The organism is Nocardia macrotermitis (genome assembly GCF_009604405.1).
GTDB classification, from domain to species: domain Bacteria; phylum Actinomycetota; class Actinomycetes; order Mycobacteriales; family Mycobacteriaceae; genus Nocardia; species Nocardia macrotermitis.
This window is the reverse complement of sequence record NZ_WEGK01000003.1, coordinates 510705-528048: the sequence shown is the minus strand read 5'-3', so window position 1 is coordinate 528048 and position 17344 is coordinate 510705. Positions and strand designations below refer to the sequence as shown.

Below are 17344 nucleotides of genomic sequence, written 5' to 3'. Positions count from 1 at the left end.
TCGGAGAGATACCTCCATGACATCCATCGCAAGCGCGGCCGATACCGCCGCCATCGCGGCCCGCCTCGAACGACTGCCGATCAGTCGCTGGCACATCAAGGCCCGCATCGCCGTCGGCGCGGTCACCTTCTTCGACGGCTTCGACCAGCTCATGATCGCCTACGCGATGCCGAAGATCGCCAAGCAGTGGCATCTGACCACCACCGCGAGCGGATGGGTGATCGCCGCGGGCGGCATCGGCATGCTCATCGGGTCGCTACTGGGTGGTCGGCTGGCCGACCGGATCGGGCGGATGCCGGTTGTCATCGGCTCGATGGTGCTGTATTCGCTGATGAGCCTGGGTATGGCGATGAGCAGCACGCTCGCGCTGTTCGTCGTCTTCCGCTTCGTGCAGGGGCTGGGCCTGGGCGCGGAGGTCCCCGTCGCCACCTGCTACATCGGCGAGATCTCCAAGGCGCGGCACCGCGGCCGATTCGTGCTGCTCTACGAGACGATCTTCCCGGTCGGGCTGCTGCTGTCCTCGATCGCGTCCTCGTGGGTGGTGCCGCACGTCGGATATCGCTGGCTGTTCGTCACCGGTCTGATCCCGATCGTGCTGCTGCCGATCCTGCTGAGACTGCCCGAATCGCCGCGCTGGCTGACCGCGCGCGGCCGGATCGCCGACGCCGACGCCGCCATGACCCGTATCGAGCAGGAGATCACGGCCTCCGGCAAGATCCTGCCGCCGCCCGAACCCGTCCCCGCCGGTGCGCCGGCGCGGGCCGCGAGTCTGCTGGACCTGTTCCGCGGCCGGTATCTGCGACACACCGCCGTCATCGGATTCACCTGGCTCACCACATTTTTCGTCAACTACGGCCTGACCTCGTGGCTGCCGACGCTGTACACCGGACGATTCCACGTGTCGCTGACCACCGCCCTGCACTACAGCGTCATCACCACGCTGGTCGGGGTCGTCGGCTGCGTGCTGGTCGCGTTGCTCATCGACGGACTCGGTCGCCGGATGTCCATCGCCTTCGCGCTCGGCCTGGCCGCGGCACTGCTGTTCCTGACCGCCGCCGTCGCCACCGGCAGCGCGTTCAAGGTCATGCTGTGGTGTTCCGCCTCATCGCTTTTCGTGTTCTCGGTGACCCTGGCGCTGTATCTGTACACCACCGAGGTCTTCCCCACCTCGATGCGCGCGCTGGGCGTCTCGTTCGGCGGCGCGTGCGGCCGGCTCGGCGCGGTGCTGGGCCCGCTGCTGGTGGGCTGGCTGCTGGATCACGGTGCGCTGCATACCCTTTTCGCCATCTTCGGCGCGATCGCGCTGGCCGGTGCGCTGATCTTCGGGCTGTTCGCCATGGAAACGAAGGAGAAGACATTGGAAGAGATCACCGCATGACCGGCGCATCGAAGGCGTTGGCCGACAAGGTATTCGAGCCCGTGCCCGACGAATTCCTGCTCGCGGGCAACTGGAAGCACGGCGCGGGCCCCGCGACCAGCGTGATCGATCCGTCGACCGGATCGGAGTTGCAGCGGGTCGGGCACGCGGACGTCGCGGACGTCGACGCGGCGGTCAGCGCCGGTGCCGCGGCGGCCGCCGACCCCGCGTGGCGCGGTTTGCTACCGCATCAGCGGGCCGCATACCTGCACCGGATCGGGGCCGCCATTGAGGGGGCGGCCCCGCGCCTGGCGCTGTTGCAGAGCTACAACACCGGTAAGACGGTCACCGAGACCGGCGCCCTGGTTGCCAGCGCCGCCAACACATTTCGCTATTTCGCCGCCGTGCTGGAGACCTCCGACGAGGAGCTGACCACACCGCGCGGCCCGTACCTGACCATGAGCGTGCACGAGCCGATCGGCGTGGTCGGCGCGATCACGCCGTGGAACTCCCCCATCGCCAGCGACGCGCAGAAGATCGCGCCCGCGCTGGCCGCGGGGAATGCCGTGATACTCAAACCGGCCGAGTGGACGCCGCTGGTGTCGCTCGCCCTGGCCCGGATCATCGACGAGACCGGACTGCCGCCGGGACTGCTGTCGGTATTGCCCGGCCGCGGATCGGTGATCGGCGACGCGATCGTCGGACATCCCGGGGTCGGGAAGGTGAGTTTCACCGGCGGCACCACCACCGGTCGCACGCTCGCGCACGCGGCCGCGGAGAAACTGATGCCGGTATCGCTGGAGCTGGGCGGCAAATCGCCGACCATCGTGCTCGCCGACGCGGATGTCGAACAGGCCGTGAACGGGGTGCTGTACGGCATCTTCTCCTCCTCGGGGCAGAGCTGTATCGCCGGATCGCGGCTGTTCGTGGACGCCGCGGTCTACGACGAATTCATGGAACGGCTCGTCGCCAAGACACAGGCACTGCGGATCGGTCCCGGCCGCGAACCCGGTGTGCAGGTGGGTCCGCTGGTGCATCACCGGCATCGGGATTCGGTCGCCCGGTACGTGGATCTGGCACGCAGCGAAGGCGGTCGGATCCGTTGCGGCGGAACGGTTCCCGATGATCCCCGGCTGGCCGACGGCGCGTACTATCTGCCGACCGTCATCGACGGGCTGAGCAACGACGCGCGAGTGTGTCAGGAGGAGATCTTCGGCCCCGTACTGGTGGCGTTGCCGTTCCACAGCGAGGCGGATCTGATCGCGCAGGCGAACGACACCGTCTACGGTCTGGCCGCGGGCATCTGGACCCGGGACTATCGGCGGGCCTGGCGGCTGGCGCGCGCGCTGCACACCGGCACGGTGTGGATCAACACCTACAAGCAGTTCAGCATTTCCACGCCGTTCGGCGGGGTCAAGCAGAGCGGATTGGCAACGGAGAAGGGGCGCACGGGAATTCGCGCCTATTCCCGGCAGAAGAGTATCTATCTGGGCATGGACGACGCGCCGATCGCCTGGGCGGAGAACTGACCGGAACCGCCGTGAACCGGATCCGGCGTCACCGGAAACCGATTCGCGATGGGGACTTGCCGCTCATATAACTTAGCGCTAAGTTATTTATTGCTCAAACAATCTGGAGGCATTCCCATGAACGAGCCGATCGCCCGGCTACGGGCACTTCGCTCGGTGGAACTGCGGACCGTCGCCTGCCCCGAATCCGTGGACTTCTACACCGAGATCTGGGGTCTGCGCACCGTCGAACAGGACCACGACGTCGCCTGGCTGCGCGGCAGCGGCGCCCAGCATCACGTGCTACAGCTCACCGCCGCCGAGCGAAACGGGTTGGGCCGCATCAGTTTCGCCGTATCCACCCCCGCCGACGTCGACGCCGCCGCGCGCCGCCTCGAACAGCTCGGCATCCCGGTGCTCGAGGGGCCCGGCCCGGTCGCGGACGCCGGTGGCGGCTACGGCCTGCGGTTCGCCGATATCGAGGGCCGCGTCATCGAATTGCTCACCGGCACTTACGCCGTCGCCGAACTCGGCCGTCACGACGCGGTGCCGGTCGGGGTCACCCACGTCGTGCTCAATACCGTCGACATCGACGCCGCCGTCGCCTTCTACACCTCGGTGCTGGGCATGCGGGTCTCGGACTGGTCCGAACACCAGATGGCTTTCCTGCGTTGCAATTCCGACCATCACAGCATCGCGTTCAACCAGGCGGGCTGGACCTCGGTCAACCACGTCGCCTACGAGATGCCCAGTGTGGACCACTTCATGCGCGGGATCGGGCGGCTGCGACACAGCGGCATCACCCCGCTGTGGGGTCCGGGGCGGCACGGTCCCGGCGACAACACCTTCTCCTACTTCGCCGATCCAGCCGGGCTGGTGTGCGAATACACCAGCGGGATCGCGCAGGTCGACGAGGATCGGTGGCTGTGCCGGGTGTGGCGGCGTATTCCGGAGCTCTCCGATACCTGGGGAACCGCCGGACCGCCCTCGCCGCAGACCCGCACCCATATGGCGGGGATCGCGGATCCCGGTGCGTTCGAACGCTTTCCGGAGTTGCGCGAGCGGATTCCGGGGGCGGTCGAGGCCAGCGAGATCGGTGCCGGCGTCCGCGTCGCCGCCGGGAAGTACTGAGCCATGGCCGATCTACACGTCACCGAACTCGGGCCGCTGGACGCCCCGCCGATCGTGCTGCTGCACGGAATCGGCGGCAGCGCGGACACTTTCGTCGCGCAGTTCGCCGACTGGGCCGACCGGCTGCACGTGCTGGCCTGGGACGCGCCCGGCTACGGCCGCAGCGCCATCCCCGAAACCCCGTGCACCATGGACGATTACGCCGATCGCGCGGCCAAGGTGATCACCGACCGCTGCGGGACCGCCCACGTGCTGGGCATGTCGTGGGGTGGGGTCATCGCGACCCGCCTGGCGCTGCGGCACCCCGAACTGCTGCGCAGCTTGATCCTGGGCAGCTCCACCGTCGGCTCGGGCGCCGACCCCTCGGCCGCAACGGCTATGCGCGCCCGAGCCGACGAACTGGATGCCGTCGGGGCGGAGCGGTTCGCCGCCGCGCGCGCACCGAAACTCCTGTCACCGCAGGCGGATTCGCAGGACGTCGCCGCGGTCGCGGCCGCGATGGCCGGCGCTTTGCGGCCGGACGGGTATCGTGCCGCGGCCGAATCCATGGCCGCCACCGACCACACCGCCGACCTGCCGAACGTCCACGTGCCCACCCTCGTGCTGGCGGGCGATCAGGACGGCGTCACCGGGGTCGCGGCCGGACAGATCCTGGCGGGCGGCATTCCCGACGCGGTGTTCGTCACCCTGCGGGGAGCCGGGCATCTGGCCAATCAGGAGCGGTCCGAGGCGTTCGACGCCTGGGTCGAATCCTTCGTCCACATCACCGAGCGGTTGCGGAACCGCTAGACACACAAGGAGATTCATCATGGACTACTCGACATCGGATCTGGCCGAGTTCACCGATTCGCTGGTGCTGACCCGCGCCAGCCGCCACGAGGACTGGGACGCGCTGGGCTTCCAGGCCAAGGCCGGTGAGCGGTTCCGGCGCGCGCAGATCCGCTACGTCGGTTCCGGCGCGACCGGCAACCACGACGACGACCGCCGCATCATCGCCTCGGAGGGCTTCACCTTCTCCAATATGATGCTGCCGCCCGGCGCCGAGGGGCCCGAGCACACCCATCACGACGCCGAGGAGGCGTTCTTCGTGCTCGAGGGTGAGATCGAGGTCGGCGTGCACCGCGACGGCAAGGTCGAGACCCGCACCCTCGGTTACCGCGACATGATCGTGGTGCCCGCCGGCGTGCCGCGCAGCCTGAAGAACAACGGCGAGCAGACCGCGCTGTTCTGCGTCGTCATCGGCACCCGCAAGCCCCAGGTCCCCACCTACCCGGAGACCTCGGCGATGCACGGAATCACGCGCGACTGATGTTGGCGGGCAGGACGATTCTGATCACCGGGGCCGGTCGCGGCCTGGGCCGGGCGATCGCGGGACGGCTCGCGGCCGATCACGCCACCCTGTGGCTGGCCGATGTGCGGGCGGACTGGGGCGAGGACGCCGCCGCCGAACTGCGGGCCGCGGGTGCGGACGCGCGGTTCGTCCCGGTCGATCTGCTGGACGAGGATTCGGTGGACGCGATGTTCGCGACCATTGCCGCCGACGGCCCGCTCTACGGCGTGGTCAACAATGCCGCGCTCGCGGATGGCGTGGGCGGCAAGGCAATTCACGAACTCGCGGCCGCCGACTGGGACCGGGTGGTCGGGGTCAACCTGCGCGGCACCTTCCTGGTGACGCGGGGCGCGGCGCGGGCGCTGATCGCGGCCGGTGCGGGCGGGCGGATCGTGTCGATCGGCTCGGACGCGGCCCGGTACGGATCGCCACGCCTGACCCACTACATCGCCGCCAAGGGCGGGGTGGCCGCGCTGACCCGTACCGCGGCAAGGGATCTCGGGCCGTACGGCATCACCGTCAACACGGTGTCGCCGGGGTTGACCGAGAGCGAATCCGCCGCGTTCGTGCCCGCGGCTCGGCACGAGCTGTACCGGCTGAACCGGGCGTTGGACCGGCCGCAGCAACCCGCCGATCTGGTCGGCGCGGTCGCCTTCCTGCTCGGCCCGGAGGCCGGGTACATCACCGGCCAGGAACTGGTCGTCGACGGCGGCTTCGTCCTGCACTGACGGCACGGAAAGGACAACGGACACAATGGATCTGAACATCGGTGGCCGCACCTACCTGGTGACCGGCGGTAGTTCGGGAGTGGGTGCGGCCACGGTCGCGCTGCTGCTGGAGGAGGGTGCGAACGTCGTCACCTGCGCCCGTGATGTCGAGCGGCTGCGCGGGGTCGTCGGTGCGCTGCCCGGTGCCGAGCGCGTGTATGCCGCCGCCTGCGATGTGCGGGACACCGCCGCGGTCGACGCCCTCGTGACGGCCGGGGTCGAGCGTTTCGGCGGGCTGGACGGCGTGGTCAACAATGCCGGAAAGTCTCGGATGGTGCCGAGAGCCGAAGCGGGACTCGATGATTGGCGAGATGAACTCGACCTCAAGTTCGCCAGCGTGCTCAACACCGTCGACGCCGCGCTGCCGCTGCTGCGTCGCTCGCCCGCGCCGGCCATCGTCAATATCAATGCCGTGCTGGCGCGGCAGCCCGAACCGCGGCTGGTGACCACCGGCGCCGCCCGCGCCGGACTGCTGAATCTCACCAAGTCGATGTCGATCGAATTCGCGCCCGAGGGTATCCGGGTGAACACGGTCGCGCTCGGCCTGGTGGATACCGGGCAGTGGCGTCGGCGCTACGAAGAGTCCGGTGGCACTGCGACTTTCGCCGAATGGGAGGCGGAGATCGCCGCCGATCGCGGTATCGGCCTGGGCCGGTTCGGCCACGCCGAGGAGGTCGCGGCCATGATCGTCACCCTGTTGTCCCCGCGCTCGTCCTATGTGACCGGCGCTGTTCTCGACGTCTGTGGCGGCGTCGCCCGTTACATGTGAGAGGAGCGCGAACAGTGCGTCGAAATGGTGGAGACCTGCTGGTGCAGGTGTTGCGGGAGGCCGGTGTGGACACCGTCTTCGGCATCGTGTCCGTGCACAATCAGCCGCTGGTGGAGGCGGTCGCGCGGGAGCTGCGGTTCGTGCCGGTGCGGCACGAGGCGACCGCGGTCAATGCCGCCGACGGATATGCCCGTGCGACAGGCGGTTTGGGGTGCGCGCTGACCAGCACCGGCACGGGTGCGGGCAATGCGGCCGGGGCGTTGGTCGAATCCCTTTCCGCGGGAACGTCGGTGCTGCATGTTACCGGTCAGGTGGAGAGCCGGTACCTGGGATCGGGTCGGGGGTTCATTCACGAGACCAAGGATCAGCTGGGCATGTTGCAGGCCGTGTCCTATTATGCCGCAACGGTTCTCGATGCCGCGTCGGCGGGCAAGACGTTGCGGGACGGGGTGGTGCGGGCGTTGTCGCGGCCGGGCGGTCCGGTCAGTGTCGAATGGCCGATCGACCTGCAATACGCCGAGCAGGAGATCAGCGTCGAGGAGTTGGTCGTCCCGCGGGCTCCCGGGCCCGACGCCGGGCAGCTCGAGGCGGCGATCGCGGCTTTGGCGACCGCGCGACGGCCGGTGATCTGGGCGGGTGGCGGTGTCGCCCGAGCGGGCGCGGAACTGCTTGCGCTGGTTGAGCATTGGGGTGTGCCGCTGTTGACCAGCAACTCCGGTCGCGGTGCGGTTCCCGAGGATCACCCGCTGTGCATCGGGAACTACGGCACCTCGCCCGCGGGGCGGGAGTTGCTCGGCGAGGCCGATCTGTTGCTTTCGCTCGGAACGCATTTCCGCTCCAACGAGACCGGTGACTACAGCATGCCGGTGCCGGCCGCACATGTGCAGGTGGATCTCGATCCGGCGGCCAACGGCCGGGTGTATCCGGCGACCGTGCCGGTGACCGGCGATATCGGCGAATTTCTGCGCGCCGCAATCGAATCCGGACGTCTCGCGCCCGTCGACGCCGCCTGGACCGAGCGCGCTCGCACCACCCGTGAGCAGGTTCGGGCAACGCAGCGGCACGGGCTCGGCGACCATGCCGTCCTGTCCGACGCCGTGCGCGCCGCACTCCCCCGGGACGCGGTGATCGCGCGGGATGTCACCATCGCCTCCAGTTCGTGGGGCACCCGGCTGCTGCCCGTCTACGATCCGCGCGCGAATGTGTTCCCGCGTGGCGGCGGTATCGGGCAGGGGCTGGGTATGGCGCTCGGCGCGGCGTTGGCCGACGAGACCCGCCCGACGCTGGCGCTGTGCGGCGACGGCGGGCTGGCGGTGCACTTCGGAGAGATCCTGACCATGGCGCAGGAGAAGCCGTGGCTGGTACTGCTCGTCTGCAACGACGGCGGCTACGGGGTGCTGCGGAATATGCAGCAGGCCAACGGGACTCACACATATGCGGTAGATCTGGTGAATCCGGACTTCGCGCTGCTGGCGGAGTCGATCGGGGTGCCGTATCGCCGCATCGAAGGCCCGGATCAGGCGACGACGGTACTCGCCGAGGCCGCGAGTCTACAGGCGCCCGTGATCGTCGAGGTCGATCTGGTGGCGTACGGGCCGATGCGGACGGCGTTCACGCCGCCGGTGTCGGTGCCGACGGCGTCCTGACCGGGACGCTCACCTGCCGCACGCAACGCATGGCAACTGATCACAGCGCCGAAATAGTTGGCGCACAGGCATTTCGACCGAAGGAGGTCGCGATATGGGAGTCGAAACCCTCGAGCTGGTAGTGCGCCAGCTGCGCTGGGAGGCGCGCGAGGTCGTATCCGTCCGGCTGGAAGACGCCGACGGCGCGACGCTCCCCGACTGGACGCCGGGCGCACATATCGATCTGCATCTGGGCAACGGTCTGATCAGGCAGTATTCCCTCTGCGGCGACCCGGCCGACAAGACCGGCTACCGCGTCGCGGTCCATCTCGCCCCGGACTCGCGGGGTGGTTCCCGGTATGTGCACGACGGTCTGCGGGTCGGCCGGCCGATCACGATCAGCCTGCCGCGCAACAACTTCGAGCTGCTCGACGCGCCGAGCTATCTGTTCCTCGCCGGAGGTATCGGCATCACACCGTTGCTCGGCATGATCGGCGAGGCGCAGCGGCGGGGTGCGGACTGGGAACTGCACTACGGCGGGCGCACCCGCGCGGCACTCGCGTTTCTCGACGAACTCCTGCCGCACGGTGACCGCGTGCACGTCGTCAGCGAGGATTGCGAGGGCAGACTCGACCTGCCCGAACTGCTCGGTGAATCACGTTCCGGCACACTGGTTTACAGTTGCGGACCCGAGGGCATGCTCGGCGCCGTCGAACAACTCGGGGCGGCCTGGCCCGAGGGGACGGTCCGGCTCGAACGTTTCGCGCCCACCGCACGGTCCAGCCCGACCGAAGCGGCAGGCGAGCAGCCCGTGCGGGTGGTGTGCCAGCGCTCGGGCATCACCGCCACCGCCGCCCCGGGGTGCAGCATCCTGGACACTCTGGAAGAGGCCGGGGTCGACGTGCCCAGTTCCTGCCGCGAAGGTATCTGCGGCAGCTGCGAAACGACTGTGCTGCAAGGTGTTCCGGACCATCGCGACGATGTGCTGTCCAGCGCCGAACAGACCTCCGGGAAAACCATGATGATCTGCGTCTCCCGGGCGCTCACCGACGAGCTCGTGCTCGACCTCTAGGAGAATCCAATGAACGACCAGTACCTGGTCATCCACCAGGCTCGCACCGGCGAACCCACCCCGTACGAAATGAAACTGGCCGGGGCCATCGAGGAGGTCTTCGGCGGTGGCGACCACACCCTCGAGGCCCTGGTGGCCGGGCTCAACGGCCGCAGCATCTACGCGCCCGACGGCCAGGCATGGACCGCCGCATCCTTCACCACCGAAATCGCACGGCTGGGAGCCCGCTGATGAACGAATCACCCACTGCCACACTGACTGCCGACCGGATCTTCACCACCGGCATGCGCGACCAGTGGCACGCCATCTGCCCGTCCGACTTCGTCGAGCGCGGCGGGATGCGGCGCATCACCCGCCTCGGTGAGGACTGGCTGCTGTACCGGCAGTCCGACGGGACGGTGCGGATGCTCGCCGACCGGTGTCCGCATCGCGGCGCGCCGCTGTCGCTGGGTCAGCATCTCGGTGACCGGATCGCCTGCCGCTATCACGGCATCGAGGTCGACGGCGGCGGCACCGTGGTGGCCGTGCCCGGTATGCCCGGCTGCAATCTCGAGGGTAAGCAGCTCGTGCGGAGCCTGCCCGTGCGCGAGGTCGCGGGCGCGATCCTGGCCTGGTTCGGCATCGATCCGGCCGCCGAGCCCGGCCCGCTGGAGCTGCCCGGCCCGCTCGTGGACGAGGACACCGCCGCGTTCCTGTGCTACGCCGAATGGGAGTCGCCGTGGCGCTGGGCCATGGAGAATCTGCTGGACCCGATGCACGGCGCGTTCCTGCATCGCGATTCGCACACCATGTTCGCGGGCGGGACCACCGCGCGTTTCCGCATCCGCGAGACCGACCGGGGTTTCTTCTTCGAGAAGACGGACCAGCGCGGCGTCAACTTCGACTGGGTCGAGTTCTGCCGCACCGGAATCGACTGGGTCGACCTGGAAATCCCCTATCCGCCGACCGCAGGCCCCGGCGGGCAGTTCGGCATCGTCGGGATCGGGACTCCGATCGACGAGCACCGCACCGCCGTCTTCTTCTGGCGCTACCGCAGGGTTACCGGGTGGGAACGCGACGTCTGGCAGTTCCTGTACCGCACCAAGCTGGAGGAGCGGCACTGGCACGTCCTCGAGCAGGACCGGGTCATGCTCGAGCATATGGCCGCCGACGCCGACCAAGCCGAGAACCTCTATCAGCATGATCTGGGTGTGTTGAGATTGCGTCGCCTCTACCGTGCTCAGGCGCAGGAACAGGCGGACAAGGCCGAGAAACTGGCGGCGAAGTAGCGCTGCTTCGAGGTTGATGGCCAGTGACGCCGCACGGCGTCACTACATCAGCCCACCGTACGTCTCCGTCACTCCGACAGCCCGAAATCGACTGTCTACCAAGGAATATCAGGCGTGCAGGGTAGGCCGGTAGACGAGTTCCTGGATGCTGCCGTCGAGGGTGCGGGCTTCGAGCAGTTCGAGGTCGAAGTCGGCCGCACCCCCGAAGATCGGTTCGGTACCGGTTCGACCCGTGATGACCGGAAAAACGGTCACCTGCACACGATCGACCAGCCCCGCCGCCAGCAACGCCCGATTCATCGACAGACTCCCGTGCGACCGCAACGGCACCTCGGACTCCCGCTTGAGCCGACCGACGACATCGACGGCATCCCCACTCACGACGGTCGCATCCGGCCAATCGAGCGGCCCGGTGAGCGTCGTCGACACCACCGTCGCAGGCAGATTCCGCATCCGGGTAACCCACGCATCGCCCACCGTCTCCTCGGTCCCAGCAGCCAGCATCTGCGCGAACGCCCGATAAGTGTTGGCCCCGAACACCATCCGCTGCGGCTCCGCATACAACGCGAGCCGCCGCCCGAGCAACTCGGGCCCCTGCTTCCCCCAGTACCCACCCCAGTCCCCACTGGCCGTACCGAACCCATCAAGACTCGAGAAAACATCCACGGTATAGGTGACGCTCACAGGACTCCTCCTAGAGTGCAGTCGATCAGGTCACAAATACAGACGCCCACCCCCACCGAAACTCATCGCCCCTTCCAGTTCGATGCGAGCGCTGTCGACATCAGCCCGCTCGGCGACACTCCTACGCCAATTATTCGTTCTCGGACCGCTCGGCACCCGATCCACGGCGGGTGAACCGAGAGATCTTCTCCGCCAACGCCATCGGATCCGCAGGACCGTTGACCGCGTCGAAATCGCCGACCAACTCGGCCAGTCGCGCACATTCAACTGCCCTCCGATCGCGCACTCCACCTCCACAATCCACCTCGGCGCACCACATCCGCTGAGATCGAGCAGCATCGACCGTCATCGTCAACCGATGCTGTATCACCGCGACCGCCCGAGCCGCATGCTCCACTGCCAGCAACAACCTCACCAACTCGCCGTCCGACAACGGCGTCAACGGCCGCTCCATCAACTCACCGACCGCAGCCAGCAACGCGTCCGCAGTCAGCCCGCCATCTTCCACCCCTATCGAATCCATGTTCGAATGCTAACGCCGAAAAGCCTCCAGGAACACCCCTGAGCCAATGTGAAATCAGAATCTTCACCCTGGACAAGTGACTCAATCACATTCGCGCACACTATATTTCACTGCACATACGTATCAGTCAGTCCGATAGCGGGCGCTGCCGATGCTCCGTCGCACGAACCGGCCGCGACACGCATCGAGCAACCGGGGATGCCCACCGGTTCAGCATCATCGGACGACCCGCTCGACACACACCGAAGTATCCCGAAATCCCCATGACTTGCCGACGGTATCCCGCTAACGTTCCGGCATGGCATGTTTCGCCGCAGGGCGCACCCGGCGCTGAGTAGACGACTCACCGATTGCCGTGCAGCCCCACCGGGGCGCACGGATGCAGGCGAATCTACTCAGCGGAAGACAGCGACATGCGTATACGAATGTGCACGGAGGCCGATCTTGTTGCGGCCGTTGATATTACGATCGAGGTTTTCGGTCCCTTCTATGAACAGACCTTCCGGGCGATGGTTACTCCCGAGGTTTTCGAACACCAGCACGACACCTGGGACGAGGACTATCGGCGGATGGTTCCTGGGCTGCTCTGCCCTACGGAAGGCAGGCACGTCGCGGTGGCCGAAGAACGTGGCGAGATCGTCGGATACGTTGCGTGGCACAGTGATTCGGATCGACGACACGGCGAGATAGACGTGCTGTGCGTGCGCGGGAATCAGCGCGGCAAGGGGATCGGGCGGATGCTGTGCGAGCGGGCCATCGCGGGCATGTGAGAGGCCGGGGTCGAAGTCGTCCAGATCGGCACCGGTGGCGATGATTTCCACGCCCCGGCCCGACGGCTGTACGAATCACTCGTGTTCAGTGCGGTACCGGTGGTGGTCTACCTCCGGGGTATCGACGACGGGTCTCGGCAGACTCCGTCGCGCTGACTTCGCCAGCCACCACGCCGCAGGTGTGGCTCGTCGTCGCTCCGGCGCGCGGGTCACGCCTGCGGTGCTGCGCGGTCCGGCATGGGGAAAATCTCCGAATTATTGTCAACAATCTTGTCAACGATTATGTTTGCTCCATGGCCGCTGGGAAGCACATCACATTCACGAAGTCCGCCGGGTGGTTGGACTGGTGTCCGGAGCCGGGTGCACCGAGGTTCCGGCTGCCTGTAGGGGCGGTCGATGCGCACTGTCATGTGTTCGGGCCCGGGGAGCGGTTTCCGTTCGCGCCGGAGCGGAAGTACACGCCGTGTGATGCGTCCGAGGAGCAGTTGTTCGGGTTGCGGGATCGGCTCGGGGTGGGGCGGAATGTGATCGTGCAGGCCACTTGTCATGGGGCCGACAATCGGGCGATGGTGCACGCGGTGCGGGCTGCCCGGGGGCGGGCGCGGGGGATCGCGACGGTGCGGCCGGATGTGAGTGAGGGTGAGCTGCGGGCGTTGGATGAGGCGGGGGTGCGGGGGGTGCGGTTCAACTTTCTGAAGCGGCTGGCCGATACCGCGCCGAAGGACGATCTGGCCACGATCGCGGCGAAGATCGCGCCGCTCGGGTGGCATATCGTGATCTACTTCGAGGCTCCGGATCTGCCCGAGCTGGAGGATTTCTTCGCTACGCTGCCCATCGCGCTGGTGGTCGATCACATGGGTCGCCCGGATGTGGGGCGGCCGGTCGACGGGCCGGAGTTCTCGAACTTCCTGCGCTTCGCCGAGCGGACCGGAGCCTGGGTGAAAGTCAGTTGCCCCGAACGGCTTTCGCTGAGCGGGCCGCCCGCGCTGGACGGCGAGCGCAATGCGTACACCGACGTGGTTCCGTTCGCGCGCAAGGTGATCGAGGAATTTCCGGACCAGGTGCTGTGGGGCACCGACTGGCCGCATCCGAACCTCACCGACCACATGCCCGACGACGGGCTGCTGGTCGACCACATCCCGCATATCGCCACGACGCCGGAACTCCAGCGCAAGCTGCTCGTCGACAATCCGATGCGGCTGTACTGGCCCGGTGAGATCTCCTGAACCACAACCGCTTTCACTCAGCTCGACAAGGATCGACCATGCAGCGTTGCAATGCGGCCAACCGGTTGGACCGGCTGCCCATCTCCCGGTACCACTACCTCACCCTGGCCGCGGTCGCGATCGCGTACTTCTTCGAATTCGCCGACATCAACAGCTTTTCGATCACCGCGCCGCGACTGATCAAGCTGTGGAAGGTGAGTGTCGACGAGATCGCCTATGTGACCTCGCTGTCGTTCGTGGGCATGTTCATCGGATCGCTGGCCGCCGGCTGGATCGCCGACCGCTGGGGCCGCAAGAAGGCGCTGCTGTGGACGACCCTGTTCTTCTCGACGTTCTCGCTGGCGGCCGTATTCTCCTGGGATATCTTGTCGCTCGGGGTATTTCGAGTGCTGACCTCCGCGGGCCTGTCGGCGATGACGGTGGTCGCGGTCATCTACGTCAGCGAGATCTTCCCCGCGGCCGTGCGCGGTAAATACCAGGCGTACGCCATCGTGATCGGTATCTGCGGCACCCCGGTCACCAATTTCATCGCCAGCGGACTGGTCGGCCTCGCGCCCTGGACGTGGCGGCTGGTGTATCTGTGGGGCGCGCTCGGGCTGATCGTGCTGTTCCTGTCCCGGCATCTCACCGAATCGCCTGTGTGGCAGGAGAATCGGGGCGACTACGCCGCCGCGGAGGCGGTACTGCGCGATATCGAGGCCCGGGTGATCGCCCAGCACGGCCCGCTCGCCGAACCCGCGCCGCAGGTCGACGCGCCGCCCGCGACGAAGGCGCCGCTGTCGCTGCTGCTACAGCGCAGATACCTGCTGCCCACACTGCTGCTGACCGTCCTGTGGGTGACCCAGTCGATCGGATTCTTCGGCTATTCCACCTGGGCCCCTTCACTTCTGGCGAAGGAGGGCTTCAGCGTGCAGAGTTCGACGCTGTACGTGGCGCTGTCGACGGTCGGCGCGCCGCTGGGTTCGTACCTCGCCGCCCAGGTCACCGACCGGTTCGAACGCAAATGGTGCCTGGTCGTCTTCGGCACCGTCATCGCCGCCTGCGGTCTGCTCTACGGACTCACCTTCACCCCCGCGATGATCGTCACCTTCGGCTTCCTGGTGAACCTCTTCGAACGTGGTTACACCGCACTGGGTTACGCCTACTCCCCCGAACTCTTCGACACCAGAACCCGCTCCCTGGGCACCGGCGTCTCCTACGGCCTCGGCCGCCTCTCCAACGCCGCCGGCCCCCTGATCATCGCCCACCTCTACACCTGGAGCGGCTACCGCTCCGTCTTCATCTTCATCGCCGCCACCTGGATGATCGGCGCAGTGGTACTAGCCCTCTTCGGCCCCCGCACCCGCCACCGCGACACCACCGCAATGCCCGAAACAACCAGCGGCACAGGCACACTCGGCCCCGCATCGGCATAAGGCCCGGGTGAGCGCCCCGGCGGCCGAGCAGAACATATCGGTCAGCTATCGCTTGCGAGGTCCTGCCAAGTGCCCCGCACCACGGCAAGGGCCTCCGCAGCGGTGATGGTCAACTGGACCTGTCCAGCGAGCTGGACAGGTCCATTACGCACCGCACTTCTCGTCCACGGTGATCTTCAGCTCCACCGTCAGCCCGACCTTCTTCGCGATATCCATCAAGGCATCCAAGCTGAACTTACCGAGCTTGCCGCGCCGCAGATCGGACACTCGCGGCTGCGTCAGCCCGAGGTTCGCACCCGCAGTGCTCTGCGACCAATCGAACTCGTCCAGCCTGTCGTTGATGGCACGCATCAATACCGCTCGCGCCTTCATGTTTTCGGCTTCCTGCGGGGTGTCGGAGATCGCATCCCACACCGAGCTGAACCGCTGTCGCGTCATTTCTCCTCCTCCGCTAGCGCTTCTGCCATCCGATACCGCTTCTTGCCAGTATCGATAGCCTTCCGCGGCCGATGATCGCTCACCTGGCAGGTATATCAAAACCGATATACACCATGCCGCCACTACCACCCACAGGAAGGCATTCGGTTTCAGCGAAAGATCTTGGAGGGTGCCCGGAAATACCTCAGCGGGTGGTGGCGGGGAGCGTTTCCCAGCCTCGGACGGTGGAGGTGGGGGAAAGTTTGGCGGTGGAGAGGTCTACTTCCCATTCCGGGAAGCGTTTGAGGATCTCTTCCAGTGCGATTCGGCCTTCGAGGCGGGCCAGGGCGGAGCCGAGGCAGTAGTGGGTGCCTACGCTGAAGGTGAGGTGTTGGCGGGTGTCGCGGTGGATGTCGAAGACGTCGCCGTCGGGGGCGAAGTGGCGGTGGTCGCGATTGGCCGAGCCGATCAGGAGCATCATGGCGCTGCCCTGGGGGACGGTGCGGCCGTGTAGTTCGACGTCGCGGGTGACGTACCGGGCGACGTGCGGGGCCGGCGGCTCGAAGCGCAGTAGTTCCTCGACGGCGTTCGGGATGAGCTTCGGATCCTGGACCAGCTGGCGGCGCTGGTCGGGGTGTTCGGCGAGAACCTTTCCGGCCCAACCGATCAGGCGGGTCGTGGTCTCGTTGCCGGCGCCGGAGACGACGTTGACGTAGGTCAACAACTCCTCGCGGGTCAGGTGCCGCACGGTGCCGGTGTCGTCGGTGAATTCGACGTTCAGCAGCTCGGTCATGATGTCGTCCGAGGGGTGCTCGACCCGCCAATCGATGTACGCGCCGAAGATGTCGCCGGTGTCCATGCCCTCGGAGGCGGCCTTCATCGGCTTACCCTCCTCGGTGCGCATCTGCTCGTTGGCGAAATCGCGGATGGCCTCCTGGTCCTGCTCCGGAATGCCCAGCAGCATGCCGATTACGCGCATCGGCATCTGCGCGCCGATGTCGGCGATGAAATCCAGCTTGCCGGTGCCCACGTGCGGGTCCAGGCTGCGCGCGCAGAACTCGCGGATCTTGTCCTCGAGTTCGCGGATCTTGCGCGGAGTGAACATGCGCGACAACAGTTTTCGGTGGATGTCGTGGATCGGCGGATCCTCGAAGATCAGCACGCCCGGCGGAATCGGGATATCGGCCTTGATCAGCTCGATGATCGCGCCCTTGGCCGAACTGTAGGTGCCGTGGTCCAGCAGCGCCGCGTTGACGTCCTCGAACCGGCTCAGCGCGTAGAAGTCGTGCTGCTCGTTGTAGTACAGCGGCTCCTGTTCGCGCAGCCGCTTGAACATCGGATAGGGATCCGCGTTGAGCCGCACGTCGTAGGGGTCGTAGTAGACGTCACTGGCCGCGCTGGTGGTCACAGGGGTTCACCTCTCGCAGAGAAGTTCATCGCGCTCGATGCGGGCGGGCTTCACCGGGACCGAGGCTTCGGAAA

At 67.0% G+C, this 17344-nt stretch carries 18 protein-coding genes; 14 read left to right on the top strand and 4 right to left on the bottom strand.

Annotation, left to right across the window (positions count from 1 at the left end; genetic code table 11):
* Positions 1 to 16 precede the first annotated feature (16 nt).
* From NRB20_RS09695 to NRB20_RS09645, 11 genes are all read left to right on the top strand, one after another.
* Entirely contained in the window at positions 17 to 1378 is a 1362-nt protein-coding gene (locus tag NRB20_RS09695) for an MFS transporter (protein ID WP_153409599.1), read from the top strand.
* Positions 1375 to 2886 carry an aldehyde dehydrogenase family protein gene (locus tag NRB20_RS09690; protein ID WP_153409597.1) on the top strand — a complete coding sequence of 504 codons (1512 nt, stop codon included), beginning with the start codon at positions 1375 to 1377 and terminating at the stop codon, positions 2884 to 2886. Before NRB20_RS09695 ends, NRB20_RS09690 begins: the two co-directional genes overlap by 4 nt.
* Before the next feature lie 117 nt (positions 2887 to 3003).
* Positions 3004 to 3996, top strand: coding sequence for a VOC family protein (locus tag NRB20_RS09685; protein WP_153409595.1), 993 nt, complete (start codon positions 3004 to 3006; stop codon positions 3994 to 3996).
* 3 nt (positions 3997 to 3999) lie between these two features.
* Positions 4000 to 4785: an alpha/beta fold hydrolase gene (locus tag NRB20_RS09680; RefSeq protein WP_153409593.1), complete on the top strand. Its 786-nt coding sequence runs from the start codon at positions 4000 to 4002 to the stop codon at positions 4783 to 4785.
* A gap of 19 nt (positions 4786 to 4804) precedes the next feature.
* Positions 4805 to 5305: a cupin domain-containing protein gene (locus NRB20_RS09675; protein WP_153409592.1), complete on the top strand. Its 501-nt coding sequence runs from the start codon at positions 4805 to 4807 to the stop codon at positions 5303 to 5305.
* On the top strand, positions 5302 to 6054 hold the full coding sequence (locus tag NRB20_RS09670) for an SDR family oxidoreductase (protein WP_153409590.1): 753 nt from the start codon (positions 5302 to 5304) through the stop codon (positions 6052 to 6054). The genes NRB20_RS09675 and NRB20_RS09670 overlap by 4 nt, the downstream gene beginning before the upstream one ends.
* A 25-nt stretch (positions 6055 to 6079) precedes the next feature.
* Positions 6080 to 6862 (top strand): SDR family oxidoreductase, encoded by a 783-nt coding sequence (locus NRB20_RS09665; RefSeq protein WP_153409588.1) that lies wholly within the window; start codon positions 6080 to 6082, stop codon positions 6860 to 6862.
* Positions 6863 to 6876: 14 nt separating this feature from the next.
* On the top strand, positions 6877 to 8508 hold the full coding sequence (locus tag NRB20_RS09660) for a thiamine pyrophosphate-binding protein (RefSeq protein ID WP_319944679.1): 1632 nt from the start codon (positions 6877 to 6879) through the stop codon (positions 8506 to 8508).
* Between the two features lie 94 nt (positions 8509 to 8602).
* On the top strand, positions 8603 to 9559 hold the full coding sequence (locus tag NRB20_RS09655) for a PDR/VanB family oxidoreductase (protein ID WP_153409586.1): 957 nt from the start codon (positions 8603 to 8605) through the stop codon (positions 9557 to 9559).
* A 9-nt stretch (positions 9560 to 9568) separates the two neighbouring features.
* Positions 9569 to 9790 carry a recombinase-like helix-turn-helix domain-containing protein gene (locus tag NRB20_RS09650; protein ID WP_153409584.1) on the top strand — a complete coding sequence of 74 codons (222 nt, stop codon included), beginning with the start codon at positions 9569 to 9571 and terminating at the stop codon, positions 9788 to 9790.
* A complete protein-coding gene (locus NRB20_RS09645) occupies positions 9790 to 10827 on the top strand; it encodes an aromatic ring-hydroxylating oxygenase subunit alpha (RefSeq protein WP_153409582.1) in 1038 nt (345 codons plus the stop codon). The genes NRB20_RS09650 and NRB20_RS09645 overlap by 1 nt, the downstream gene beginning before the upstream one ends.
* Before the next feature lie 108 nt (positions 10828 to 10935).
* Here NRB20_RS09645 and NRB20_RS09640 read toward each other — a convergent pair whose 3' ends face one another.
* Positions 10936 to 11511 (bottom strand): dihydrofolate reductase family protein, encoded by a 576-nt coding sequence (locus NRB20_RS09640; protein WP_319944678.1) that lies wholly within the window; start codon positions 11509 to 11511, stop codon positions 10936 to 10938.
* A 130-nt stretch (positions 11512 to 11641) separates the two neighbouring features.
* Positions 11642 to 12034, bottom strand: a complete 393-nt coding sequence (locus NRB20_RS09635; protein WP_153409578.1) for a hypothetical protein — start codon at positions 12032 to 12034, stop codon at positions 11642 to 11644.
* Between the two features lie 413 nt (positions 12035 to 12447).
* Between NRB20_RS09635 and NRB20_RS39530 the strand changes: the two genes are divergently transcribed.
* The 3 genes from NRB20_RS39530 to NRB20_RS09620 all read left to right on the top strand — a co-directional run bounded on the left by NRB20_RS39530 (position 12448) and on the right by NRB20_RS09620 (position 15445).
* Positions 12448 to 12804: a GNAT family N-acetyltransferase gene (locus tag NRB20_RS39530; RefSeq protein WP_406603797.1), complete on the top strand. Its 357-nt coding sequence runs from the start codon at positions 12448 to 12450 to the stop codon at positions 12802 to 12804.
* A gap of 293 nt (positions 12805 to 13097) precedes the next feature.
* Positions 13098 to 14030, top strand: a complete 933-nt coding sequence (locus tag NRB20_RS09625; protein ID WP_153409576.1) for an amidohydrolase family protein — start codon at positions 13098 to 13100, stop codon at positions 14028 to 14030.
* A 38-nt stretch (positions 14031 to 14068) separates the two neighbouring features.
* On the top strand, positions 14069 to 15445 hold the full coding sequence (locus tag NRB20_RS09620; RefSeq protein WP_153409574.1) for an MFS transporter: 1377 nt from the start codon (positions 14069 to 14071) through the stop codon (positions 15443 to 15445).
* 144 nt (positions 15446 to 15589) lie between these two features.
* On the opposite strand, the gene NRB20_RS09615 is transcribed toward NRB20_RS09620, so the two are convergent.
* Together NRB20_RS09615 and NRB20_RS09610 are read right to left on the bottom strand one after the other, a co-directional pair.
* A complete protein-coding gene (locus NRB20_RS09615; RefSeq protein ID WP_153409572.1) occupies positions 15590 to 15883 on the bottom strand; it encodes a helix-turn-helix domain-containing protein in 294 nt (97 codons plus the stop codon).
* A 184-nt stretch (positions 15884 to 16067) separates the two neighbouring features.
* Positions 16068 to 17270: a cytochrome P450 gene (locus NRB20_RS09610; RefSeq protein WP_319944677.1), complete on the bottom strand. Its 1203-nt coding sequence runs from the start codon at positions 17268 to 17270 to the stop codon at positions 16068 to 16070.
* Positions 17271 to 17344 lie beyond the last annotated feature (74 nt).